The sequence below is a fragment of the Mycolicibacterium anyangense genome (assembly GCF_010731855.1).
GTDB lineage: Bacteria > Actinomycetota > Actinomycetes > Mycobacteriales > Mycobacteriaceae > Mycobacterium > Mycobacterium anyangense.
Window position 1 is genome coordinate 2,381,966 of sequence record NZ_AP022620.1, and the last position, 23,845, is coordinate 2,405,810.

A 23,845-nucleotide genomic window follows, 5' to 3' on the forward strand; every position below is an offset into this window, starting at 1 on the left:
ATTCCCCAGGAGGCGTGGAGCAACGATGTGGCACGGATGGCTGGCTCTTCTCGGTGAGTTGACCGCGCTGGCCGCAGTGGTAGCGCTGTCGCCCTTCACGGTCATTCCTGCCGTCGCGCTGGTGGTCCACAGTGACCGACCGCGCCCGGTCGGCCTGGCGTTCATCGCCGGGTGGCTGGTCGGCAAGGCCGCCATCACGGTGGCGTTCCTCCAGGTGCCCCAGCTGTTGAACAAACTTGAGGGTCCGGCGCCGTCGTGGACGGGCTGGCTGCGCATCGCGCTCGGTGCGGCCGCTTTGGTCGGAGGCGTGGCGTATTGGCGACGGTCCACGGTCAAAGTGGACAATCCGCGCTGGGCCGAGCGGATCAAGCGAATCACACCGGCCAGTGCTGCCGCCACAGGAGTGGCACTGACGGTCATCAACGTCAAGGTCGTCGCCGCATGTGCGGCAGCCGGCTACCTGATCGGCTCGGCTCCGTTGAGCAGCGCCGGAGTGGCGGGCGCCGTCACGTTCTTCACGCTTGTCGGCGGCTCCACCGCGGCGGTACCCATTCTCGGATACGCCATCTGGTCCCATCGAATCGACCGTTTTTTGGCGTCTTTCCGTGACTGGATGCAGCGCCGCCAACGCGTCCTGACCGTTGTTGTATTCGGCCTTTTGGGTGGCGCACTCATTTATTCCGGTGCTGGCGCGCTCTGACAATTGATCGACAATCGGTCTGAGCAATTCTTTGACGTCTAATTGGGTCTGACGACCCGCCGAACGGCGCCGATAATGAAGTGAAAAAAGACAGCTGAATACACAAATGCCTGGGCCCCCAATCGAAATTGGGGGCCCAGGACTTAAATTGTGTTCGGCGGTGTCCTACTTTTCCACCCGGGTTGGGTAGTATCATCGGCGCTGGCAGGCTTAGCTTCCGGGTTCGGGATGGGTCCGGGCGTTTCCCTGCCGCTATGGCCGCCGTAACTCTATTCACTTTGTGTGAGTGTGTTTTGGTGGTGGGGTGCAGTCTTGTTGTTTGACTGGTGTGGTGTGGTTGCGAGGAAGGTTTCCAACATTTTGTGGTGTTGTTGGTTGTTGTAAGTTTTCGGCCGGTTAGTGCCAGTTCCCTGCACGCATTACTGCGCTTTCAGGTCTGGTCTATCGATCCCGTGGTCTGCGGGGGGCCTTATCCCACTAAATGGGTGAGAAGCCTGGTCTTGGAGAAGGTTTCCCGCTTAGATGCTTTCAGCGGTTATCCTGTCCGAACGTGGCTATCCAGCGGTGCCCCTGGTGGGACAACTGGTGGACCAGAGGTTCGTCCGTCCCGGTCCTCTCGTACTAGGGACAGCTTTCCTCAAGCTTCTGACGCGCGCGGCGGATAGAGACCGAACTGTCTCACGACGTTCTAAACCCAGCTCGCGTGCCGCTTTAATGGGCGAACAGCCCAACCCTTGGGACCTGCTCCAGCCCCAGGATGCGACGAGCCGACATCGAGGTGCCAAACCATCCCGTCGATATGGACTCTTGGGAAGATCAGCCTGTTATCCCCGGGGTACCTTTTATCCGTTGAGCGACACCCCTTCCACTCGGGGGTGCCGGATCACTAGTCCCGACTTTCGTCCCTGCTTGACATGTCCGTCTCGCAGTCAAGCTCCCTTGTGCACTTGCACTCAACACCTGATTGCCGTCCAGGTTGAGGGAACCTTTGGGCGCCTCCGTTACATTTTAGGAGGCAACCGCCCCAGTTAAACTACCCACCAGGCACTGTCCCTGAACCGGATATACGGTTCGAAGTTAGAAGTCCAATACGATCAGAGTGGTATTTCAACAACGACTCCACCCACACTGGCGTGTGAGTTTCACAGTCTCCCACCTATCCTACACAAACCGTATCGAACGCCAATACCAAGCTATAGTGAAGGTCCCGGGTCTTTTCGTCCTGCCGCGCGTAACGAGCATCTTTACTCGTAGTGCAATTTCGCCGAGTCTATGGTTGAGACAGTTGAGAAGTCGTTACGCCATTCGTGCAGGTCGGAACTTACCCGACAAGGAATTTCGCTACCTTAGGATGGTTATAGTTACCACCGCCGTTTACTGGGGCTTAAATTCTCCGCTTCACCCAAGGGTTAACGGGTCCTCTTAACCTTCCAGCACCGGGCAGGCGTCAGTCCGTATACATCGTCTTGCGACTTCGCACGGACCTGTGTTTTTAGTAAACAGTCGCTTCTCACTGGTTTGTGCCACCCCCCACCGCTGCCGGCCGCGAGGGCCATGACAGTAGGAGGTCCCCCTTCTCCCGAAGTTACGGGGGTATTTTGCCGAGTTCCTTAACCATAGTTCACTCGTACGCCTCGGTATTCTCTACCTGACCACCTGTGTCGGTTTGGGGTACGGGCCGTGTGTGTGCTCGCTAGAGGCTTTTCTCGGCAGCTGAGGATCACCGAATTCGCCTCACTCGGCTATGCATCACCTCTCAGGATATGTGCCAGACGGATTTGCCTATCTGACTCCCTACAGGTTTGCCCCAGTATTACCACTGACTGGTACGGCTACCTTCCTGCGTCACCCCATCGCTTGACTACTACCAAAGAAGGTCCCGCGCAGCCGGCGACTTTCCACTCCCGAAGGAGTGGATAGGCCACCATTTGGGCGGTTAGTACCTCTGATTCATCATTGGGCGCTCACACACGGGTACGGGAATATCAACCCGTTGTCCATCGACTACGCCTGTCGGCCTCGCCTTAGGTCCCGACTCACCCTGGGCGGACTGGCCTGGCCCAGGAACCCTTGGTCTTTCGGCGGGCAAGGTTCTCACTTGCCTTATCGCTACTCATGCCTGCATTCTCACTCCCACACCCTCCACAGCTCCATTACCAGGCTGCTTCACTGGGTGCAGGACGCTCCCCTACCCAACGTATGAATACGTTGCCGCGGCTTCGGCGGTGTGCTTGAGCCCCGCTACATTATCGGCGCACAATCACTTGACCAGTGAGCTATTACGCACTCTTTCAAGGGTGGCTGCTTCTAAGCCAACCTCCTGGTTGTCTCTGCGACTGCACATCCTTTTCCACTTAGCACACGCTTAGGGGCCTTAGCCGGCGATCTGGGCTGTTTCCCTCTCGACGCACGGAGCTTATCCCCCGCCGTCTCACTGCCGCGTTCTTGGACTTACCGGCATTCGGAGTTTGGCTGACGTCAGTAACCCTGTGGGGCCCATCGGCCATCCAGTAGCTCTACCTCCGGTAAGAAACACGCGACGCTGCACCTAAATGCATTTCGGGGAGAACCAGCTATCACGGAGTTTGATTGGCCTTTCACCCCTACCCACAACTCATCCCCTCAGTCTTCAACCTAAGTGGGTTCGGGCCTCCACGCGGTCTTACCCGCGCTTCACCCTGGCCATGGGTAGATCACTCCGCTTCGGGTCCAGAACACACCACTACACCACACACTGTTGTGTGGATACGCCCTATTCAGACTCGCTTTCGCTACGGCTACCCCACCCGGGTTAACCTCGCGACATGTCCCTGACTCGCAGGCTCATTCTTCAAAAGGCACGCCATCACCCCACCACGAAGGAGGGCTCTGACGGATTGTAGGCACACGGTTTCAGGTACTATTTCACTCCCCTCCCGGGGTACTTTTCACCATTCCCTCACGGTACTAATCCGCTATCGGTCACTGGGAAGTATTCAGGCTTACCGGGTGGTCCCGGCAGATTCACAGCAGATTTCACGGGCCCGCTGCTACTCGGGAAACATTCCACAGAAGCCGTCATGTTTTCGGTTACGGGGCTCTCACCCACTACGGCAGACCATCCCAGGTCACTTCACCTAACACAACGGTTTATCACTCCTGCCCCGGCCGGCAGACCGAAGACGAAACGTCCCACAACACCGCACACACAACCCCTGCCGGGTATCACATGCATACGGTTTAGCCATCCTCCGCTTTCGCTCGCCACTACTCACGGAATCACAATTGTTTTCTCTTCCTACGGGTACTGAGATGTTTCACTTCCCCGCGTTCCCCCCCGCACCCTATGTATTCAGATGCGGGTGACACGACATCACTCGTGCCGGGTTTCCCCATTCGGACATCCTCGGATCAACGCTCGGTTGACAGCTCCCCGAGGCATTTCGCAGCCTCCCACGTCCTTCATCGGCTCCCAGTGCCAAGGCATCCACCATGCGCCCTTAAACACTTACAAACACAAAACCAAAAAATGAGATTAGGAAAAATTGCACATCAACACACAACAGCCACACCAACCCGAAGACCGGTGCAAACCCCTGCGTGCTAGATGCTCGCAACCACTATCCACAAATCAAACACCACACCCCACCACCAAAGATGGAGCAACAACAATCCGACCACCCTCAACAGGACAGCCACCCCGCAACCGGGGCACAGGCTTGTTGTCTCAAAGCCCAACAGTGTGTTTGGCAGCACCCAGCGACACCCCCACAAAAGGGGCACCCCGTCCTGAGTTTCTTTGCTTGTCGTGCACCAGACCCCCACCCACTACAGGTGAAAAAGGGCCATCCAACGAATCGATCAGAACACCGAACCCCCACACGATGTGGGCGGGCCTGATTCTCGTGGTGCTCCTTAGAAAGGAGGTGATCCAGCCGCACCTTCCGGTACGGCTACCTTGTTACGACTTCGTCCCAATCGCCGATCCCACCTTCGACGGCTCCCTCCCTTACGGGTTAGGCCACCGGCTTCGGGTGTTACCGACTTTCATGACGTGACGGGCGGTGTGTACAAGGCCCGGGAACGTATTCACCGCAGCGTTGCTGATCTGCGATTACTAGCGACTCCGACTTCACGGGGTCGAGTTGCAGACCCGATCCGAACTGAGACCGGCTTTGAAAGGATTCGCTCCACCTCACGGCATCGCAGCCCTTTGTACCGGCCATTGTAGCATGTGTGAAGCCCTGGACATAAGGGGCATGATGACTTGACGTCATCCCCACCTTCCTCCGAGTTGACCCCGGCAGTCTCTCACGAGTCCCCACCATAACGTGCTGGCAACATGAGACAAGGGTTGCGCTCGTTGCGGGACTTAACCCAACATCTCACGACACGAGCTGACGACAGCCATGCACCACCTGCACACAGGCCACAAGGGAACCGACATCTCTGCCGGCGTCCTGTGCATGTCAAACCCAGGTAAGGTTCTTCGCGTTGCATCGAATTAATCCACATGCTCCGCCGCTTGTGCGGGCCCCCGTCAATTCCTTTGAGTTTTAGCCTTGCGGCCGTACTCCCCAGGCGGGGTACTTAATGCGTTAGCTACGGCACGGATCCCAAGGAAGGAAACCCACACCTAGTACCCACCGTTTACGGCGTGGACTACCAGGGTATCTAATCCTGTTCGCTCCCCACGCTTTCGCTCCTCAGCGTCAGTTACTGCCCAGAGACCCGCCTTCGCCACCGGTGTTCCTCCTGATATCTGCGCATTCCACCGCTACACCAGGAATTCCAGTCTCCCCTGCAGTACTCCAGTCTGCCCGTATCGCCCGCACGCCCACAGTTAAGCTGTGAGTTTTCACGAACAACGCGACAAACCACCTACGAGCTCTTTACGCCCAGTAATTCCGGACAACGCTCGGACCCTACGTATTACCGCGGCTGCTGGCACGTAGTTGGCCGGTCCTTCTTCTACAGGTACCGTCACTTGCGCTTCGTCCCTGCTGAAAGGGTTTACAACCCGAAGGCCGTCATCCCTCACGCGGCGTCGCTGCATCAGGCTTGCGCCCATTGTGCAATATTCCCCACTGCTGCCTCCCGTAGGAGTCTGGGCCGTATCTCAGTCCCAGTGTGGCCGGTCACCCTCTCAGGCCGGCTACCCGTCGTCGCCTTGGTAGGCCATCACCCCACCAACAAGCTGATAGGCCGCGGGCCCATCCCACACCGCAAAAGCTTTCCCCCACCAGGCCATGCGACCAGCAGGGTATATTCGGTATTAGACCCAGTTTCCCAGGCTTATCCCAAAGTGCAGGGCAGATCACCCACGTGTTACTCACCCGTTCGCCACTCGTGTACCCCGAAGGGCCTTACCGTTCGACTTGCATGTGTTAAGCACGCCGCCAGCGTTCGTCCTGAGCCAGGATCAAACTCTCCAAACAAAAACCCCACACAAAAGCATGGCGAATTCACAATCAGAGAAAATCTGACCTAACAAAAAGACACCAAAACTGGCATCAAAAAAGCCACACCCCAACACGGGGGTATCAGAATGCGGCAAAAAACAACAAACAAAAACCACCAAACACACTATTGAGTTCTCAAACAACACACCCGGCAGGCTTTCGCCGTTTAGGCAACCCTGCCAGCTTACTGCACCGAACTTCTGGTGTCAACCCCCAACTTCCGGCCCGTTTCCGGTTCGTCAGTTTCTGGCTGGTTGACGCCTGTCAGCAGGCAACCCCGCTAACTTACTGTGAGGATCTCTCCGAGTCAAATCGCTGCTAGCGTTCCCGGATCGAGAGCGCGAGCAACCACTCGAACAACGTCAAGAGATTCTCGAATTTGGCTCTCCGCTCCCGTCCCATCGCTGGGTCCGGTGCGGCTGGCCGGACGCCTACATTACACGCGTTCGATCTCTCCGCCAAGTCGCACCAGGTTCTCGACGAACAGCGGGTAGCCGCGGTCGATGTGAAACACGTCGTGAACTTCGGTTTCTCCGTCGGCGACCAGGCCCGCGAGCACCAGGCCGGCACCGGCGCGAATGTCCGAACACCACACCGGCGCACTGGACAACTGCGGCAGACCGCGCACCACGGCGTGATGTCCATCAGTCCGTGCATCGGCGCCGAGGCGGATCATCTCCTCCACGAATCGGAACCGCGCCTCGAACACGTTCTCGGTGATCATCGACGTGCCCTCGGCGACCGCCGCCAGGGCGATCGCCATCGGCTGCAGATCCGTCGGGAATCCGGGGAACGGCAGCGTCGCCACATTGCACGCCTTCGGCCGCTCGTACTGGACGATCCGGAAACCGTCGTCGCTCTGCGTCACGGTGGCGCCGGCGTCATGCAGTTTGTGCAACACCAGTTGCAGGTGGGCCGGGTCCACACCGGTGACCGAGATGTCGCCGCGCGTCATCGCCGCCGCGATCCCCCACGTCGCCGCCACGATCCGGTCACCGATCACCCGGTGCTCGGTCGGATGCAGCTTCGGGACTCCGGTGATGGTCAATGTCGATGTACCGGCGCCCTCGATCTGGGCGCCCATCTGGTTGAGCATCTCGCACAGGTCGACGACATCAGGTTCCCGGGCGGCGTTGTGAATCGTGGTGACACCCTCGGCGACCACGGCTGCCATCAGGATGTTCTCGGTAGCACCGACCGACGGGAACTCCAGCTGAATCTCGGCACCCCGCAAGTGATCGGCCGAGGCCACCACGCAGCCGTGCTCGATGTTGCACTCCGCCCCGAGCTGGCGCAGCCCTGACTGGTGCATATCGAGCGGGCGCGAGCCGATCGCGTCACCACCGGGTAGCGCAACACGGGCCCGCTTACACCGACCGACCAACGGGCCGAGCACACACACCGATGCGCGGAACTGGCGGACCGCCGCGAAATCGGCTTCGTACTTCGGTTCGTCGGGCGACGTGATCCGCACAACCGAGCCATCGAGCTCCACGTTGGCGCCCAGACCCCGCAGCACCTCAGCCATCAAGGGTACGTCGAGGATGTCCGGGCAGTTGGTGATCGTCGTGGTGCCCTCGGCCAGCAGGCTGGCCGCCATCAGCTTCAGGACGCTGTTCTTGGCGCCGCCCACCGCGACCTCACCAGACAGCCGGTTGCCGCCGGTCACCACAAAACGCTCGCCCACGGTCGTTGAGTTTAGTGGAGCCAGCACCGACGGCCGTGGCAGTCGCCGGTACGGTTTAGCCATGGGAGTCCACCTGACCCGCATCTATACCCGGACCGGCGACGACGGGACTTCGGGTCTGAGTGATTTCTCACGGGTCGAGAAGAGCGATCCGCGCCTCATCGCCTATGCCGACTGTGACGAGGCCAACGCCGCACTCGGCGTAGCGGTGGCGGTGGGCCAGCCGGAAGAGTCGCTGCGCACGGTGCTGGTCCAGATTCAGAACGACCTGTTCGACGCGGGTGCCGACCTGTCGACGCCGGTGGTCGAGAACCCGGAATATCCCCCGCTGCGGATCACCGGGCCCTACATCGAACGGCTCGAAGCGTGGTGTGACCATTACAACGACGGCCTGCCCGCGCTGAACTCGTTCATTCTTCCCGGCGGAACGGCGCTCTCGGCGCTGCTGCACGTCGCGCGAACGGTGACCCGGCGCGCCGAGCGATCGGCGTGGATTGCGGTCAAGGCCTATCCCGAGACCGTCAGCCCGCTGCCGGCCAGGTACCTGAACCGGCTCTCGGACCTGTTGTTCATCCTGTCTCGGGTGGCCAACCCGGACGGCGATGTGATGTGGAAGCCGGGCGGAGCCGAGGCCGACCGGCCGACCACGACCTAGCGGTCGGACGTGCGTCGCCGCGACCGCGGTGAAGGCCGCGACTCGACCCAGGACAGAAACGCGGTGAGCGCACCACGGTCCAAGGCGATCTCATAGCCGCGGCGCCGCTCGGTGGTGGTGTCGTTGAGTTCGAGTACGACGATCTCGTCGGTCATGATGTCGAACTCGTCGCCCCGGGGTGCGCGCCGGGAGACGATGTCCAGCCCGCGCCGGCCGAGCCGACGATCCGGCCACCAGCGCAGGCTCGACAACCGATAGAACCTGGCCTCGTCACCGGCGTACCGCACCACGCCGTGGCGCCAGCCGTGACCGCCGACCGCGGGGATATCCCGCAGGATCGCGGCCGTCCCACCCTGGCGGAGCTTCCACAACCGGTAGCTCAGCGCCACGACGACGAGTGCCAGCACACTGATGAGCGCGCCCATGACCATCGTCGTCGCGCTCATCGGCCGCTGTCCCCGGGCTAGTCGAGCTGGCCGACGGCCCGCAGGCGGGCCCGGCCCCGAGCTGCGATCTCTGGATCGTCGCTGGCGGCATCGGACTTCGCCGCGTCCGCGTCGATCTCGGATTCGAACTCTGCAGACTCGGCGAGGATAGTCACACCCTCCTCGGTCACCGACAGGTAGCCACCGTCGACGGCGATCCGCAGATCGTCCTCACCCTCTCGCTCGACCCGCACCATCGCATCGTCGACCAGCTGGGCGACCAGCGGGATGTGCCGGGGCAGGATGCCGATCTCGCCGGATGTGGTGCGGGTGAAGACGAACTTCGCCTTGCCCGACCAGATCTTGCGCTCGACGGCGACGATGTCGACGTCCAATTCGGCCATCTCACATCACCTTTCGCGTTGTGAAACTCACAGCTTGGTGCCGAGGCTTTCGGCCTTCTTCGCCAGGTCGTCGAGGCCGCCGATGAGGAAGAACGCCTGCTCGGGCAGGTGGTCGAACTCGCCCTTGGCCAGCTTGTCGAAGGCCTCGATGGTCTCCTTGAGCGGAACCGTCGAACCGGGCTGACCGGTGAACTGCTCGGCCGCCATCATGTTCTGGCTGAGGAAGCGCTCGATCTTGCGGGCGCGGTAAACCAGCACCTTGTCCTCTTCGGACAGCTCGTCGATACCGAGGATCGCGATGATGTCCTGGAGGTCCTTGTAGCGCTGCAGGATTCGGATGACTTCCTGGGCAACCCGGTAGTGCTCGTCGCCGACGACGCTGGGGTGCAGGATCGTCGAGCTGGAGGCCAGCGGATCCACCGCGGGGAAGATGCCCTTGGAGAACACCGCACGCGAGAGCTCAGTGGTCGCGTCGAGGTGGGCGAACGTGGTGGCCGGTGCCGGGTCGGTGTAGTCGTCGGCGGGCACGTACACGGCCTGCATCGAGGTGATCGAACGGCCACGCGTCGAGGTGATGCGCTCCTGGAGCTCACCCATCTCGTCGGCCAGGGTCGGCTGGTAGCCCACGGCGGAAGGCATGCGGCCCAGCAGGGTCGAGACCTCCGAGCCGGCCTGGGTGAACCGGAAGATGTTGTCGATGAACAGCAGCACGTCCTGGCCCTGCTCGTCGCGGAAGTACTCGGCCATGGTCAGCGCCGACAGGGCCACGCGCATACGGGTGCCCGGCGGCTCGTCCATCTGACCGAACACCAGCGCGGTGTCCTTGAGCACGTTGGCGTCGGCGAGCTCGACCCACAGGTCGTTACCCTCGCGGGTGCGCTCCCCCACGCCGGCGAACACCGAGGTACCACCGAAGTTGCGGGCGATGCGGTTGATCATCTCCTGGATGAGCACCGTCTTGCCCACGCCGGCACCGCCGAACAGGGCGATCTTGCCACCGCGCACGTACGGCGTGAGCAGGTCGACGACCTTCAGACCGGTCTCGAGCATCTCGGTGCGGGGCTCGAGGTCGGCGAAGGCCGGCGGCTTGCGGTGGATCGACCAGTGCTCGAAGTCCTTGCCGTAGCCGGGCTCGTCGAGGCAGTCACCGAGGGCGTTGAACACGTGTCCCTTGACGCCGTCGCCGACGGGAACCGAGATGGATGCACCGGTGTCGGTGACCTCGACGCCGCGGACCAGGCCGTCGGTGGGCTGCATCGAAATGGTGCGCACCAGGCTGTCGCCGAGGTGCTGGGCAACCTCGAGCGTCAGGGTCTTCGACAGTGCGCCGTAGGAGATCTCGGCATGCAGCGCGTTGAACAGTTCGGGCACCGAACCACGGGGGAACTCGACGTCCACCACCGGGCCGGTGATGCGGACAACGCGACCTGCGGTCTTGGTGTCTACAGCAGCAGTCATATCTCTCTTCGCTTTCCTATGAGGCCTATCGGGCGTCGGCCAGCGCGTTGGCGCCACCGACGATCTCGCTGATTTCCTGGGTGATCTGCGCCTGCCGCTCGCGGTTCGCCGCCAGCGTGAGGGCCTTGATCAGTTCGTCGGCGTTGTCGGTGGCCGACTTCATGGCACGCCGGCGCGACGCCGACTCCGATGCCGCCGCCTCCAGCAGCGCCGCGTACACGCGGGTGGCGATGTAGCGGGGCAACAGCGAATCGAACAACGTCTCGGCGTCCGGCTCGAACGAGTACAGCGTGCGGGGACCGGCCTCCGGCTCGCCGAGGTACTCGATGACCATCGGCGCGATCCGCAGTGCCTGCGCCGTCTGCGACAGCATCGACCGGAACTCGGTCGAGACGATGTGCAGTTCGTCGACACCGAGGATGCCGTCGGGACCCGGGTCCTCGCCCTCGTCATCAGCACCGGCCATGAACGCCGTCACCAGGGTGTCGGCGATCCGCTTGGCGTCCTCGTAGGTGGGCCGCTCGGAGAAGCCGGTCCACGATTCGATGACATTGCGCTGGCGGAAGTTGTAGTAGCCCAGCGCTTTCCGGCCGACCACGTACAGGGTCGGGGTCTTGCCCTCTTCCCGCAGCAGCGAGAACAGCTCCTCGGCGCGGCGCAGCACGTTGGCGTTGTAGCCACCGCACAGACCGCGGTCCGAGGACACCACCAGCACACCGGCCCGCTTCGGGTTCGACCGCTCGACGAGCAGCGGATGGTCCAGCGCGCTGGCTCCGGCGAGCTCGGTGAGCATGTTGGTGATCTGCGAGGAGTAGGGCCGGGCCGCATCGACCCGGGCCTGCGCCTTCGCGATCCGCGACGTGGCGATCAGCTCCTGAGCCTTCGTGATCTTCTTGATCGACGAGGCGGAACGGATGCGTCCGCGTAGTTCGCGCAGTGTGGCTGCCATTGGTTACCTAGGCCTTCTTGGGGGCCGGCTTGTGGACCTTGACCGATTCCTTCTCCAGGTCCTCGGGATCGAGCGCCTCGGCGTTCTCGTCACCCACCACCACGGAGCTGCCGTCGGTGGTCAGGAAGCCCTTCTTGAAGTCGGCGATGACCGAGACCAGCTTCTCCTCGGCTTCTTCGGAGAGCTTCTTGCTCTCCTTGATGCCGGTGAGGATGTCGGCGTGGCTGGCCTTGACGTGCTCGAGGAATTCCGCCTCGAAGCGCGACACATCTTCGGCCGGAACCGAATCCAGATGCCCCTGGGTGCCGAGGAAGATCGCGACCACCTGATCCTCGACAGCCAGCGGGCTGTACTGCGGCTGCTTGAGCAGCTCCACCAGGCGCACGCCACGGTCCAGCTGGGCCTTGGACGCGGCGTCCAGGTCGGAGGCGAAGGCGGCGAACGCCTCGAGCTCGCGGTACTGCGAGAGGTCCAGACGCAGCGAGCCGGCGACCTCCTTCATCGCCTTGATCTGCGCGGCACCACCGACGCGGGAGACCGACACACCGACGTTGATGGCCGGACGCACGCCCTGGTTGAACAGATCGGACTCCAGGAAGCACTGGCCGTCGGTGATCGAGATGACGTTGGTGGGGATGAACGCCGAGATGTCGTTGGCCTTGGTCTCGATGATCGGCAGGCCGGTCATCGAGCCGCCGCCGAGTTCGTCGGACAGCTTGGCGCAACGCTCCAGCAGGCGGGAGTGCAGGTAGAAGACGTCACCGGGGAACGCCTCGCGGCCCGGCGGACGGCGCAGCAGCAGCGAGATGGCGCGGTAGGCGTCGGCCTGCTTGGACAGGTCGTCGAACACGATCAGGACGTGCTTGCCGTTGTACATCCAGTGCTGGCCGATGGCCGAACCGGTGTAGGGCGCAAGCCATTTGAAGCCGGCGGCATCAGAAGCCGGGGCGGCCACGATAGTGGTGTACTCCATCGCGCCGCCCTCCTCCAGCGCCCGCTTCACGCTGGCGATGGTGGAGCCCTTCTGGCCGACGGCGACGTATACGCAACGCACTTGCTGCTTGGGGTCACCGGTCTCCCAGGCTTCCCGCTGGTTGAGGATGGTGTCCACGCAAACGGCGGTCTTGCCGGTCTTGCGGTCGCCGATGATGAGCTGGCGCTGACCGCGGCCGATCGGGGTCATGGCGTCGATGGCCTTGATACCGGTCTGCAGCGGCTCGCCGACGCTCTGGCGCTGCACCACCGAGGGGGCCTGAAGTTCCAGTGCGCGACGGGTCTCGGCCGCGATGTCGCCCTGGCCGTCGATCGGCTGGCCGAGCGGGTTGATGACGCGCCCGAGGAAGGCGTCGCCGACGGGCACCGAGAGCACCTCACCGGTGCGCTTGACCTGTTGGCCTTCTTCGATCTTCTCGAATTCACCGAGGATGACCGCGCCGACGCTGTGCTCGTCGAGGTTCAGAGCGACACCCAGGACGCCGCCGGGGAACTCGAGCAGTTCCTGGGTCATCACCGAGGGCAGACCCTCGACGTGGGCGATGCCGTCGCCGGCGTCGATCACGGTACCGATTTCCTCCCGGCCGGTGTCCGCCTCGAAGCTAGAGACGTAATCCTGGATGGCGCCCTGGATGTCGTCAGCCGAGATTGTCAACTCTGCCATTGTGTTCTCCTCTTCGCGCCAGCGCTCATCGGGTGGCTTATGTCTTTCATGCCTGTGTTTTGGGTCTTGGGGGTTCGTCGCCTGGTCGGTCAGCTAGTCGGGCAATTTGGTGACTGCTGCGGCCAGCCGGGAGGACAGCGTTCCGTCGATCACCTCGTCGCCGACTGCGACCGAGAGGCCGCCCAGCACGGTGGGATCGGTGTTCAGCTGCACTGACACTGGGTGGTTGTAGATGCGGGTCAGCACCTGGGCGAGCCGGGTCCGCTGGGCGTCGCTGAGATCGGTAGCGGCATCCACGTGGGCCACGATCTCGCCCCGGCGGGCGACGGCAAGCTGTGCCAGCTCCAGCACGGCCTGGTCGGCCCGTTCACCGCGGAGCAGCTCCACCGTCTGCGTGAGCAGCGCGATCGCCGTGGCGTTGCCGCCGTTCTGCTGGCTCATGATGCTGCGGACCAGCCCGGCGCGCCCCTCGGTCGGCTTGGCGTAATCGCTGAGCAGCGAGGTCAATTGCGGCCGCTCATCGAGGATCCGGCTGAACCGGAACAGCTGCTCCTCGACCTCGTCGGCCTGGTTGTCGCGCTCGGCACGAACCACCAGGCTCAGCCGGGCGATGTGCTCGACGCCGTCGATCAGATCCGAGGTCTGCGACCACCGCACCGACGCCGCGGTGTTGAGCAGGTCCAGCGTGGTGTCCGAGACCTTGCCCGCGAGCAGTCGCTGCAGGAGTTGCTTCTTGGCCTCGACCTCACCGGTGGCCTCGGCCAGGTGGCGGGCCAGGATCGGTTCGGCGACAAGCAGTTTCGAGACCGAAGCCAACTCGTCGGACAACGTCGACAAGGCCTCACCGGACAGGTCGGCCGAAACGGCGTCGAACTTCGCGACCACGGCGGCCTGGGCGTCCCGGCTGGCCGACCGGAGATCCGAGGAGACCTCCGGAGTGAAGGCGGCAGGCGCCATCGAGTCGAGTTCATCGAGGAACCGGTCGATGGTCGCGGCCTGAGCCTGCGGGTCGGCGACGTGAGCCCGAACGATCTCACCGGCCCGGCGCACCGACTCGGCGCCGAGATCCTGGCGGAGCTGACGGACCAGCTGGGCGCGCAGAAGCGCAACCTGCTGGCCGCCCTGAACCTTGATCCGCTCGACCTCGACGTCGGCCTGGGCGCGAAGCTGCTCGGCGATCCGCACCGAGTCGGTGCGGGCCTCCTCGACGATCCGGCCGGCCTCGGCCTTGGCCTCCGCGAGCCGCTCGGCGTGATGCTTGTCGGCATCGGCCAGGCGCTTGGCGGCCTTGGCGCTCTCGTCCAACTGGTTGCGCACGGCCTCCTGCTGGTTGGCCATCATGGTGCGTACCGGCGGCACAACATACCGCCAGATGATCCAGATGATGACCAGGAAGCCGATGAGCTGTCCGATGAAGGTTGACATTCTCCTACCGTCCCGGCGCTGACGCCGACGTGCTGGAAACCTCGACCCCGAGAACCCGGCTGGCCAAGGTCGCCGACAGGGTCTCGACCGACGAACTCAGATCCGCCGCGATCGCATCGCTTTGCACCTTGAGTTGGTCGGAGGCCTGCTGCAGGGTGGCCGCCACCTCTTCGTTGGCACGGCCGCGCATCTCGTCGAGGATCGCCCGACCTTCGGCGCGGGCCTGGTCGCGGATTCCCGATGCCTCGGTGCGAGCCGCCTGCATCTCCTTCTGGAAGTCGGAGTCTGCGGCGGCTTCCTGCTCGGCAGCCTTGCGGTTGTCCTCGGTGGTCTTGACGACCATCGCCTCGCGCTCACCGAGCACCTTCTGGACCGGCGGTACGACGAACTTGCCGATCACGCCCAGCACGATCAAGAAGATGGCCAGCACGAAGAAGAAGGTGCCGTTGGGGATGAGGAAGTTCGACGTGCCGCCGCCTTCCTCAGCCGCCAACAAGGTGACGCTGTGCTCCCCCATGCCGGCTAGGAGGCGCCGGGGGTGGCGAAGACGAACAACGCCATGAACGCCAGGTTGATGAAGTACGCCGCTTCCACCAGACCAACGGTGATGAAGAACGGGGTGAACAGGCGGCCCTGCGCTTCGGGCTGGCGGGCGATGCCGGAGATCAGGGCGTTACCGGCGATACCGTCGCCGATACCGGCGCCGATGGCGCCGCCGCCCAGGATGAGGCCGCCGCCGATCAGGGCGCCCATGACGATTTGGGGGTCTGCCATTCCTATTCCTCCTTGATTGCTGGTAGGACTCCTACCAGGCTGTGGGTGGTTCGGGGGTCGAACACGTCTATTTAGTGGTGCTCCTCATCCAGTTCCATGGACTGGCTGAAGTACAGGATCGTCAGCAAGGCGAAGATGAACGCCTGGATGAGGCCGACGAAGAGGTCGAAGGTCTTCCAGATCGCATTGGGCGCCCACATGATGTAGGGCGGGAACAGCGCGATCAGCGCGACCATGATGCCGCCGGCGAAGATGTTGCCGAAAAGTCGGAGCGACAGCGAGATCGGCTTGGCGATCTCCTCGACCAGGTTGATCGGCGCCAGGAACGCGACGTGACCCTTGAGCAGCTTGAGCGGATGGCCCAGCAGACCGCGACGCCAGATACCGGCGGCGTGGTAGCAGAGGAACACGAACAGCGCGAGCGCGAGCACAAAGTTGATGTCGGCGGCCGGCGGCTTGAGCAGCTCGGCGGTCTTGCCGTCGGCGGTGCTGTATTGCACCGGCAGCACCGAAATCCAGTTCGCGATGAGGATGAAGACGAACAGGGTGACAGCCAGCGGCAGCACGAACGGGGCGATCTTCATGCCGATCGCCGACTCGATCTGACCGCGCATCTGGGTGGTCAGTGCCTCCCAGAACAGCTGGACACCGCTGGGCACACCGGTCGAGGTGACCTTGGCCCGCAGTACGAACGCCAGCGCGATGACGATGACGGCGGCGACGGCGGTCGCCAGGACGGTGTCGACGTTGACCGTCATTCCCAGCCAGGTGGCCTCGGTGTGATGGCCGACCTCGATCGCGCCCTCGGCGAGGATTCGTTCACTCATGGTGTGCTCAATCCTTCGGTGCTTCGTCTGGGGTGCCCGACCCCGCGGCTACAACGTCACTGTCGTCACCCGTGCGAATTTTCTTCCACACCGGCAACGCAGTACTCAAAACAAGCAAAACCTGGAACAACGCCAGGCCAAAAAGGACTCCAAGGCCGCTGGGCCGGAAGGCGAACGCGATCGCCAGGCCGATGGCGCTGATGACCAGCAGCCGGGTGGCGGAGTTGAGCGCCATCTTGCGCTTGAGGGGGTGGTCCTCGGCGGTGATCGACTCGACCGAGCGCTGGACGAGGATCGCGTTGGTCAGGCCCAGCGCCAGACCGACGCCGAAGAACACGCCGAACATGATGTAGCCGGCCCAGGCTGCCAGGCCCACGGCGACGGCGGTCAGGGCAAGGCAGATCGCAAGCAGCCGAACGGGCCGGAAGGCAACGGACGGAAACACCAACGGCGCATCTTGCGCTGGCGTCGTCACAGGTTCACCTCAATCTTGCGTTGTCGAGAGCTGGCCGAAGCGATTCTTGCGTGGCCCGCCGAGAGCGTATCGGACGGCGACGGGCGCGCTGGAATCACCCAAGGGGCAGCTCCCTTTGTCGGTCATAAAGCGGCTCACCGGAGGTGAATCCGACGGGCCGGGGGCCGGCAACCCGCGAGGTTTCTTTCGGGTTCTGCCAGCACCGTACCACATGGTAGACGGCCCTAAATACGTCTACTACTCCGCGTCGTAAATCTCGTCGTAGTCGTCGTCTCCACGGCGCAGCAACGGGATCAGCGTGACCACCACGGCGACCACGATCGCGGCCAGCATGACCCCTCCGGTGTAGCGCGGATCGAAGAAGATCGTGCTCGCCGCGCCCAGCGCGACGATGCCCACCCACAAGTAGATGAGCAGGACAACGCGCCGGTGGGAGTGGCCGATCTGCAGCAGCCGGTGGTGCAGGTGCATCTTGTCGGGGCTGAACGGGCTGAGCCCCGCCCTGGTGCGGCGCACGATGGCCAGCAGCATGTCCAGGGCAGGCACGAACATCACCGCCACCACCAGCAGGAACGGTGACAGCAGCGCGAACACGTCGCGGGCGCCGTAGGCGCTCTGCGAGATCGGCCCCGCCGCGGTGGTGGAGGCGGCGGCCAGCATCAGCCCGATCAGCATCGAGCCGGAGTCCCCCATGAAGATCTTGGCCCGGTAGAAGTTGTGCGGCAGGAATCCCAGGCAGGCGCCGGCCAGCACGACGGAGATGACGGCGGGCGGATAGAACAGCACGTCGCCGCCATGGTCACGGAGCAGCCCGACCGAGAAGATACAGATCGCCGAGGCGGTGATCAGGCCAAGCCCGGCGGCCAGGCCGTCGAGCCCGTCGACGAAGTTCATCGCGTTGACGATCGACACCGTCAGCGCCAGCGTCAGCAGGATCGATGACACCTGGTCGAGCACGATGGTGCCCACCCCGCCGAACGGGATGTAGAGCACGCTCCACGCCACGCCCATGGTGACCAGCACGCTGGCGGCGGTGATCTGGCCGGCGAACTTCGTCAGAGCATCCAATCCCCAGCGGTCGTCGATCAGCCCGATACCCATGATCAGGCCGCCGGCCACCACCACCGCCGGCATGCCGGAGGAATAGATGAAGCCGCGGGTGAGCGCCGGGAGCTGGGAGGCCAGGAACACCGCGGCCACCACCCCGAGGTACATCGCCAGCCCGCCCATCCGGGGCGTCGGGCGGGTGTGCACGTCACGCTCACGGGGGTAGGCCAGGGCACCGGCACGGGTGGCCATCACCCGGACCCAGCCGGTGGCGAAATAGGTGATGATCGCGGCGGTCAGGCCGACGAGTGCCAACTCCCGCAACGGAACACCGGCACCGCGGTCAGACAGCGCGAGAACAACTTCAGATCCGCTGACCATTTGGACAAACCGTACTGCACCAAGCTGTGACCGCAGCCGCGCCGATCAAGCGGTCAGTGCCGCGACCTCGATGCCGAGAACATCGGCAATGGCCTGGGCGCTGACCGGCCCCTCACGCAGCAGCCGGGGCTCCGCACCGGTGAGGTCGACGATGGTGGAGGCTGCCTGCTCCTGCGACGGCCCGGCGTCGAGGTAGACCTGCACCAGATCGCCGAGCTGACGCTGCGCCTCCTCGGCCGTGGTGGCCGCCGGGCGCCCGGAGATGTTCGCACTGGAGACCGCCATCGGCCCGGTTTCGCGAAGCAACTCGATGGCCACCGGGTGCATCGGCATGCGCAGCATAACGGTGCCCCGGGCGTCGCCGAGGTCCCATTGCAGCGACGGGGCCTGCCGCACCACCAGGCTCAGGGCTCCGGGCCAGAACGCCCGGATGAGTTCGCGGGCCGCGTGCGGGACGGTGTAGACCAGGCCTTCGATGGTGTGCCAGGACCCGACCAGCACGCCGACCGGCATGTCGCGGCCCCGGCCCTTGGCCGCGAGCAGGCTGGCGACGGCGTTGCTGTCGAACGCATCGGCGCCCAGGCCGTAGACGGTGTCGGTGGGCATGACGACCAACCGGCCGCTCTTGACCGCGGCGGCGGCCGCCGCGACGGCCTCTTGGCGCCGGGTGTTGTCGGCGCAGTCGAATACCTGGGTCACGTTGGCTCCTCCATGCCCGTCCTGCGGGCCGTCACAAATCGCGGCCGGCCCGCCAGATCACGGCGCGCGGTGATCGCTGTGAAAAGTCCAGTGCGGCTGATGGTTTCAACCGTCTGCTGGGATGTTGTGTCGTCGTGCTCGATGGCCAGCCACCCTCCCGGCCGCAGCCAGCGCCCCGCGTGGCCGACGATCGGGCCGATCACCGCCATGCCGTCCGGACCGCCGAACAACGCGTGGGCCGGGTCATGCTGGGCGACTTCGGGTTCCAGCTCGGCACCGGCTGGGATGTAGGGCGGGTTGGACACCACGAGGTCGACCGTACCGTCCAGCTCCCCAAGCAGCTCGGGCACGGTGACGTCGGCGCTCACCAGCTCGACCGGGGCGGCATCGGCGTTGCGCCGGGCGTACTCGAGTGCGGTGGGATCGTCGTCGACGGCGATCACCCGGGCGTCCGGCCGGGCCGCGGCCATCGCGATCGCCAGCGCACCCGACCCGGTGCACAGGTCCACGATGACCGGCCCAGCTGGGAGAGGTTGGGCCAGAGTCCATTCCAGCAGTGCCTCGGTCTCGGGCCGCGGGATGAACACCCCGGGGCCCACTCGCAGCTGGAGCGACCCGAAGGCCGCGGTACCGGTCAGGTGCTGGAGGGGCACCCGTTGGGACCGCCGGGCGATCACCTGGTCGTAGTGCTCATAGAAGTCCGGGCCGGGCGGGTCGATCGTCACCAGCCGGCCCCGTTCGACACCCACCACATGGGCCGCCAGCAGCTCGGCATCGGTTCGCGCCGAATCAATCCCGGCCCGGGCGAGGGTCGCGGCGGCGGAGTCGATGGCTCGGCGCAGCTGGCTCGGGCCGATGGCTCGGTTCGTCATGTCCGGCCCTAGGCCTGGGCGAGCCGGGCTTGCTTGTCGGCCTCGCCCAGCGCGTCGAGCAGCGCGTCCATATCGCCGTCGAGAACCTGGTCGAGGTTGTGCGCCTTGAAATTGATCCGGTGGTCGGCGATCCGGTTCTCCGGGAAGTTGTACGTGCGGATCCGCTCGCTGCGGTCGACGGTGCGGATCTGACTGGCACGGTCGGCCGAGGCGTCAGCCTGGGCCTGCTCCTCGGCCAGCGCCTGCAGTCGCGCAGCCAGCACCTGCATGGCGCGGGCCTTGTTCTGCAGCTGAGACCGTTCGTTCTGACAGGTGACCACGATGTTGGTGGGCAGGTGGGTGATGCGCACCGCGGAGTCGGTGGTGTTCACGCCCTGACCACCCTTGCCGGAAGACCGGTAGACGTCGATACGCAGATCGGACTCGTCGATCGCCACCTGCTCGACCTCTTCGGGCTCGGGGTACACCAACACCCCGGCCGCCGAGGTGTGCACCCGGCCCTGCGATTCGGTGACCGGCACCCGCTGCACCCGATGCACGCCGCCTTCGAACTTCAGCCGGGCCCACACGCCGTCGGCGGAGTCGCCCTTGCTCCGGATGGACAGCGTCGCGTCCTTGTAGCCGCCGAGGTCACTGGTGGTTTCGTCGAGCACGGTGACGGTCCAGCCGTGCCGCTCGGCGTAGCGGATGTACATCCTGGCCAGGTCGGCGGCGAACAGGGCCGACTCCTCGCCGCCCTCACCGGATTTCACCTCGAGCACGATGTCGTCGGCGTCGTGCGGGTCACGCGGGGCCAGCAGGTCGGTGAGGTGCGCGTCGAGTTCGGCCACCCGGGCCTCGAGCTCGGGGACCTCGGCGGCGAACGACGTATCCTCGGCGGCCAGTTCGCGGGCGGCCTCCAGATCACCGCGCGCCGTCTCCAGCCTGCGGTAGGTGGCGACGATCGGTGCGAGCTGGGCGAAGCGCCGTCCGACCCGGCGGGCATTGGCCGCATCGCCGTGCAGGTCGGGATCGGAGAGCTGACGCTCGAGGTCTGCGTGCTCGGCGAGCACGGTGTCGACTGCCATCGCGGCTTGTTGCGCCATCAACCCTCCTTCACCTCAACTGTGCCCGAACGCAGACCGACGCCCGGCCTCTCGCGGATCATCGCGACAGAGCGGGCGTCGGTGAGGCAGCTACTTGTCGGCCGACTCCGCAGCCGTCTTGCGCTTGCCGTAGCGCTTCTCGAAGCGGGCCACGCGGCCGCCGCTGTCGAGGATCTTCTGCTTGCCGGTGTAGAAGGGATGGCACTGCGAGCAGACCTCGACCACGATGTGGCCGCCTTCCTTGGTGCTGCGCGTGGTGAACGTGTTGCCACAGCCGCAGACCACGGTGGTCTCGGCGTAGGCAGGGTGAATGCCTGTCTTCATGGTGTCCTCTTCATTCGTAGGTCGCCGGGTCGCCCTCGGGAAATCCCTGGTCAGCGGGCGTGAACCGGTACCTGAGGTGGTCGACGGTCCAGTATGCCAGGTTGACCGTCACCTGCCCAAACGCGCCGGGAGCCGGGGCTATTCCGGTGTGACCGCACGGTAGACCTTCTCGCGGCCCGAACGGGTCCACAGTTCACCGCCCTCCGGGTGGGCGCCGCGGGTGACCAGCTCACGTTTGAGCACCTTGTTGGTGGCGGTCGTGGGCAACTCGTCGGCGATCCAGACATGCCGCGGCCAGGCCTTGGGAGAGAGGTCGGGCTGATCGGCCAGGAACTCCCCGAATGCCTCGGGGCTGAGCTTGGCCTGTTCGGTCAGCAGGAGCGCGACCATCACCTGGTCGCCGACATGCTCGTCGGGCACCGGGTAGACCACGGCCTGGCTGACCGCGGGCAGACGCAGGATGATCCGCTCGATCGGGGCAGCAGCCATGTTCTCGCCGTCGACCCGCATCCAGTCGGCAGTACGCCCGGCCAGGTAGATCCAGCCGTCGGCGTCGCGGTAGCCCAGATCCCCGGACCAGTACATTCCGTGGCGCAATCGTTCGTCGGTGGCGCTCGCGTCGTTGTAATAGCCGCCGAACATGCCGCCGCCGGTGGTGTTGACGATCTCACCGATCGCCTCATCGGGGTTGGTGAGCGCACCGTTGGCATCGAATACCGCCGTGGCGCATTCCGTCCGGGTTTCGGAGTTGTAGATCGCCACGCCGGGGAAGCCGCGGCCCACCGAGCCCTGCGGACAGTTCTCCTCGCGGGTGATGACAACGGCGCCCTCGGTGGAGCCGAAGCCGTCCCACACGGTGCAGCCGAACCGCCTGCCGAACTCGGCGATGTCCCGGTCGGCGGCCTCGTTACCGAACGCGACACGCAGCGGGTTGTCGTGGTCGTCGGGACGCTCCGGGGTGGCCAGCACATAGGCCAGCGGCTTACCGACGTAGTTCATGTACGTGGCGCCGTAGCGGCGCAGATCCGCGAGCAGCCCGGAGGCGGAGAAACTGGCCGGCGCCATCGCCGCTCCCGCTCCCAGCGCTACCGCCCAGCCGGCCATCAGCGCGTTGGAGTGGAACAGCGGCATCGACAGGTAGCAGACGTCGGAGGCGGTGATCTGGAAGCGGTCGACGAGCGCTACCCCTGCGAACGGCACCATCATGTGGGCGACCTGGACGGCCTTGGGTTCACCGCTGGTGCCCGAGGTGAAGATCAGCATGAAGGTGTCGGTCGCGGTGACCTCGCGGTATGGGGTCAGCTCCCCCGCCCCGGCCAGCAGGGCCTGCCAGTCTGCCGAGTCGACGTCGAGCACCGTGACGCCAGGCAGGTCCAGCCCGTCGAGCAGACCGCGGTGGGCGGCGTCGGTCAGCAGGATCTGGCAGTGCGCCGTGGCGATGTCGCGGGCCAGCGCGCCACCGCGACGGGTGTTGTTCACCCCGCACAGCACGTAGCCACCGAGGCCGGCGGCCGCCATCGCGGTCAGCATCGCCGGGGTATTGCCCAGCAGGGCGCCGACGTGCAGGGGCCGCTCGATGTCGGACAGCGCGATCAGGGCTGCAGCCTGGCGGGCCGCCTCGTCGAGGTGCTCCTGCCAGCTCCATACCTGATCGCCGAACTTCACCGCAGGACCGGTGTCGCTACAGCGTTCACGGAGCAACTGCTGGACCGTCTCGGCCATCGAACTCCCGTCGGATTGAGGTTTTACCGCCGATGAGGCGTGCGACACACGTCACAATAGAAGCTCAGGGTAAACAGGATCATGAATCTGTCTACTCCGCCGTCTCAGCGGCAGGTGAGCAGGTTTGACAGGATGACGGGGCATGGTCCATGACGTCGAAGGAGAAGCCGGGGTGACCGCGAGCGCCGATGCGGCCAGCCAGACCGCCGCCAAGACGGTCCGGGAACGACTGATCGACGCCGCCGAGGTCTGTCTTCGGGCCAAGGGCATCCGGGCCACCACGGTCTCGGAGGTGGCCGAGGCTGCCGGGGTGTCGCGCGGATGGCTCTACCGCCACTATCCGGACAAGGTGTCGCTGCTCGGGGCCGCCCTCGTCCGGCTCAACGAGGCGTTCTGGGAGGAGTCCAACCGGACGCTGGCGGCCCTCACGGCCTTCGAGGACAGGCTCGTCGTGGGTGTGCGGCTGGGCCGCAGCGCCCACGAAAGCCCCGGAGCGCTGGTGATGCAGCTGCGTCGCGACGAGCCCGAAGAGTTCGCCGCCTGCGCCGGCGCCGGCGTTCAGGGACTGTTGCCCGACCTCGGCCAGTTCTGGCGTCCCTACCTGGAGGCGGCGCGCGACCGCGGTGAGATCCACGCCGACACCGATATCGACGAGGCCGCCGAGTGGGTGGCCCGGGTCCAGATGAGCCTGGGCACTATCCCGGGCGACACCTTGGACGCCGATGACTACGAGGCAGTGCGGCGATACATGCGCCGCTACGTGTTGCCCGGACTGCAGCTGCCGCCTTCGCACTGACTGCCGACATCGGCCGAGTGTCCAGTGGATCCGCCAGATCAG

At 64.6% G+C, this 23,845-nt stretch carries 20 protein-coding genes and 3 rRNA genes; 3 read left to right on the top strand and 20 right to left on the bottom strand.

What is annotated here, in order from left to right:
• The first annotated feature begins 58 nt into the window (after window positions 1-58).
• Window positions 59-700 carry a GAP family protein gene (locus G6N35_RS11245; protein WP_163804327.1) on the top strand — a complete coding sequence of 214 codons (642 nt, stop codon included), beginning with the start codon at window positions 59-61 and terminating at the stop codon, window positions 698-700.
• 152 nt (window positions 701-852) lie between these two features.
• On the opposite strand, the gene rrf is transcribed toward G6N35_RS11245, so the two are convergent.
• The 4 genes from rrf to murA all read right to left on the bottom strand — a co-directional run bounded on the left by rrf (window position 853) and on the right by murA (window position 7,828).
• A 5S ribosomal RNA gene (gene rrf / locus G6N35_RS11250) occupies window positions 853-966 on the bottom strand.
• A gap of 110 nt (window positions 967-1,076) precedes the next feature.
• Window positions 1,077-4,193 (bottom strand): 23S ribosomal RNA (locus G6N35_RS11255).
• Between the two features lie 405 nt (window positions 4,194-4,598).
• A 16S ribosomal RNA gene (locus G6N35_RS11260) occupies window positions 4,599-6,117 on the bottom strand.
• The 16S, 23S and 5S rRNA genes sit together here, the layout of an rRNA operon.
• A gap of 460 nt (window positions 6,118-6,577) precedes the next feature.
• The gene (gene murA, locus G6N35_RS11265; protein ID WP_163804328.1) at window positions 6,578-7,828 is read right to left on the bottom strand and encodes a UDP-N-acetylglucosamine 1-carboxyvinyltransferase; all 1,251 of its coding nucleotides are present in this window, start codon (window positions 7,826-7,828) and stop codon (window positions 6,578-6,580) included.
• A 61-nt stretch (window positions 7,829-7,889) separates the two neighbouring features.
• On the opposite strand from murA, the gene G6N35_RS11270 reads away from it, so the two are divergent.
• Window positions 7,890-8,483, top strand: a complete 594-nt coding sequence (locus tag G6N35_RS11270) for a cob(I)yrinic acid a,c-diamide adenosyltransferase (RefSeq protein ID WP_163804329.1) — start codon at window positions 7,890-7,892, stop codon at window positions 8,481-8,483.
• Here the strand turns inward: G6N35_RS11270 and G6N35_RS11275 are convergent.
• The 16 genes from G6N35_RS11275 to fadD1 all read right to left on the bottom strand — a co-directional run bounded on the left by G6N35_RS11275 (window position 8,480) and on the right by fadD1 (window position 23,007).
• Window positions 8,480-8,929 carry a DUF2550 domain-containing protein gene (locus tag G6N35_RS11275; RefSeq protein WP_163804330.1) on the bottom strand — a complete coding sequence of 150 codons (450 nt, stop codon included), beginning with the start codon at window positions 8,927-8,929 and terminating at the stop codon, window positions 8,480-8,482. The two genes, G6N35_RS11270 and G6N35_RS11275, sit on opposite strands and share 4 nt — an antisense overlap.
• Before the next feature lie 17 nt (window positions 8,930-8,946).
• Window positions 8,947-9,312, bottom strand: coding sequence for a F0F1 ATP synthase subunit epsilon (locus tag G6N35_RS11280; protein WP_163804331.1), 366 nt, complete (start codon window positions 9,310-9,312; stop codon window positions 8,947-8,949).
• 27 nt (window positions 9,313-9,339) lie between these two features.
• Complete coding sequence (gene atpD, locus G6N35_RS11285; RefSeq protein ID WP_163804332.1) at window positions 9,340-10,770, bottom strand: F0F1 ATP synthase subunit beta; 1,431 nt, start codon at window positions 10,768-10,770, stop codon at window positions 9,340-9,342.
• Window positions 10,771-10,795: 25 nt separating this feature from the next.
• Window positions 10,796-11,719: a F0F1 ATP synthase subunit gamma gene (locus G6N35_RS11290; protein WP_163804333.1), complete on the bottom strand. Its 924-nt coding sequence runs from the start codon at window positions 11,717-11,719 to the stop codon at window positions 10,796-10,798.
• A gap of 7 nt (window positions 11,720-11,726) precedes the next feature.
• A complete protein-coding gene (gene atpA / locus G6N35_RS11295) occupies window positions 11,727-13,376 on the bottom strand; it encodes a F0F1 ATP synthase subunit alpha (protein ID WP_163804334.1) in 1,650 nt (549 codons plus the stop codon).
• A gap of 93 nt (window positions 13,377-13,469) precedes the next feature.
• Entirely contained in the window at window positions 13,470-14,801 is a 1,332-nt protein-coding gene (locus G6N35_RS11300; RefSeq protein WP_163804335.1) for a F0F1 ATP synthase subunit B/delta, read from the bottom strand.
• A 4-nt stretch (window positions 14,802-14,805) separates the two neighbouring features.
• Window positions 14,806-15,318, bottom strand: coding sequence for a F0F1 ATP synthase subunit B (locus G6N35_RS11305; protein WP_163804336.1), 513 nt, complete (start codon window positions 15,316-15,318; stop codon window positions 14,806-14,808).
• A gap of 5 nt (window positions 15,319-15,323) precedes the next feature.
• Entirely contained in the window at window positions 15,324-15,575 is a 252-nt protein-coding gene (locus G6N35_RS11310; protein WP_036343982.1) for a F0F1 ATP synthase subunit C, read from the bottom strand.
• 71 nt (window positions 15,576-15,646) lie between these two features.
• The gene (gene atpB / locus G6N35_RS11315) at window positions 15,647-16,402 is read right to left on the bottom strand and encodes a F0F1 ATP synthase subunit A (RefSeq protein WP_163804337.1); all 756 of its coding nucleotides are present in this window, start codon (window positions 16,400-16,402) and stop codon (window positions 15,647-15,649) included.
• 7 nt (window positions 16,403-16,409) lie between these two features.
• Window positions 16,410-16,877 (bottom strand): ATP synthase subunit I, encoded by a 468-nt coding sequence (locus tag G6N35_RS11320; protein WP_163804338.1) that lies wholly within the window; start codon window positions 16,875-16,877, stop codon window positions 16,410-16,412.
• Between the two features lie 237 nt (window positions 16,878-17,114).
• Complete coding sequence (locus tag G6N35_RS11325; protein ID WP_163804339.1) at window positions 17,115-18,305, bottom strand: glycosyltransferase family 4 protein; 1,191 nt, start codon at window positions 18,303-18,305, stop codon at window positions 17,115-17,117.
• A gap of 45 nt (window positions 18,306-18,350) precedes the next feature.
• Window positions 18,351-19,004, bottom strand: a complete 654-nt coding sequence (locus tag G6N35_RS11330; RefSeq protein ID WP_163804340.1) for an L-threonylcarbamoyladenylate synthase — start codon at window positions 19,002-19,004, stop codon at window positions 18,351-18,353.
• Entirely contained in the window at window positions 19,001-19,876 is an 876-nt protein-coding gene (gene prmC, locus G6N35_RS11335) for a peptide chain release factor N(5)-glutamine methyltransferase (protein ID WP_163804341.1), read from the bottom strand. The genes G6N35_RS11330 and prmC overlap by 4 nt, the downstream gene beginning before the upstream one ends.
• Before the next feature lie 8 nt (window positions 19,877-19,884).
• Window positions 19,885-20,961, bottom strand: coding sequence for a peptide chain release factor 1 (gene prfA, locus G6N35_RS11340; protein WP_163804342.1), 1,077 nt, complete (start codon window positions 20,959-20,961; stop codon window positions 19,885-19,887).
• Between the two features lie 90 nt (window positions 20,962-21,051).
• Window positions 21,052-21,285: a 50S ribosomal protein L31 gene (gene rpmE, locus G6N35_RS11345; RefSeq protein ID WP_163804343.1), complete on the bottom strand. Its 234-nt coding sequence runs from the start codon at window positions 21,283-21,285 to the stop codon at window positions 21,052-21,054.
• 138 nt (window positions 21,286-21,423) lie between these two features.
• Window positions 21,424-23,007 carry a fatty-acid--CoA ligase FadD1 gene (gene fadD1, locus G6N35_RS11350; RefSeq protein WP_163804344.1) on the bottom strand — a complete coding sequence of 528 codons (1,584 nt, stop codon included), beginning with the start codon at window positions 23,005-23,007 and terminating at the stop codon, window positions 21,424-21,426.
• Window positions 23,008-23,149: 142 nt separating this feature from the next.
• Between fadD1 and G6N35_RS11355 the strand changes: the two genes are divergently transcribed.
• The gene (locus G6N35_RS11355; RefSeq protein WP_163804345.1) at window positions 23,150-23,803 is read left to right on the top strand and encodes a TetR/AcrR family transcriptional regulator; all 654 of its coding nucleotides are present in this window, start codon (window positions 23,150-23,152) and stop codon (window positions 23,801-23,803) included.
• The last annotated feature ends 42 nt before the right edge of the window (window positions 23,804-23,845 follow it).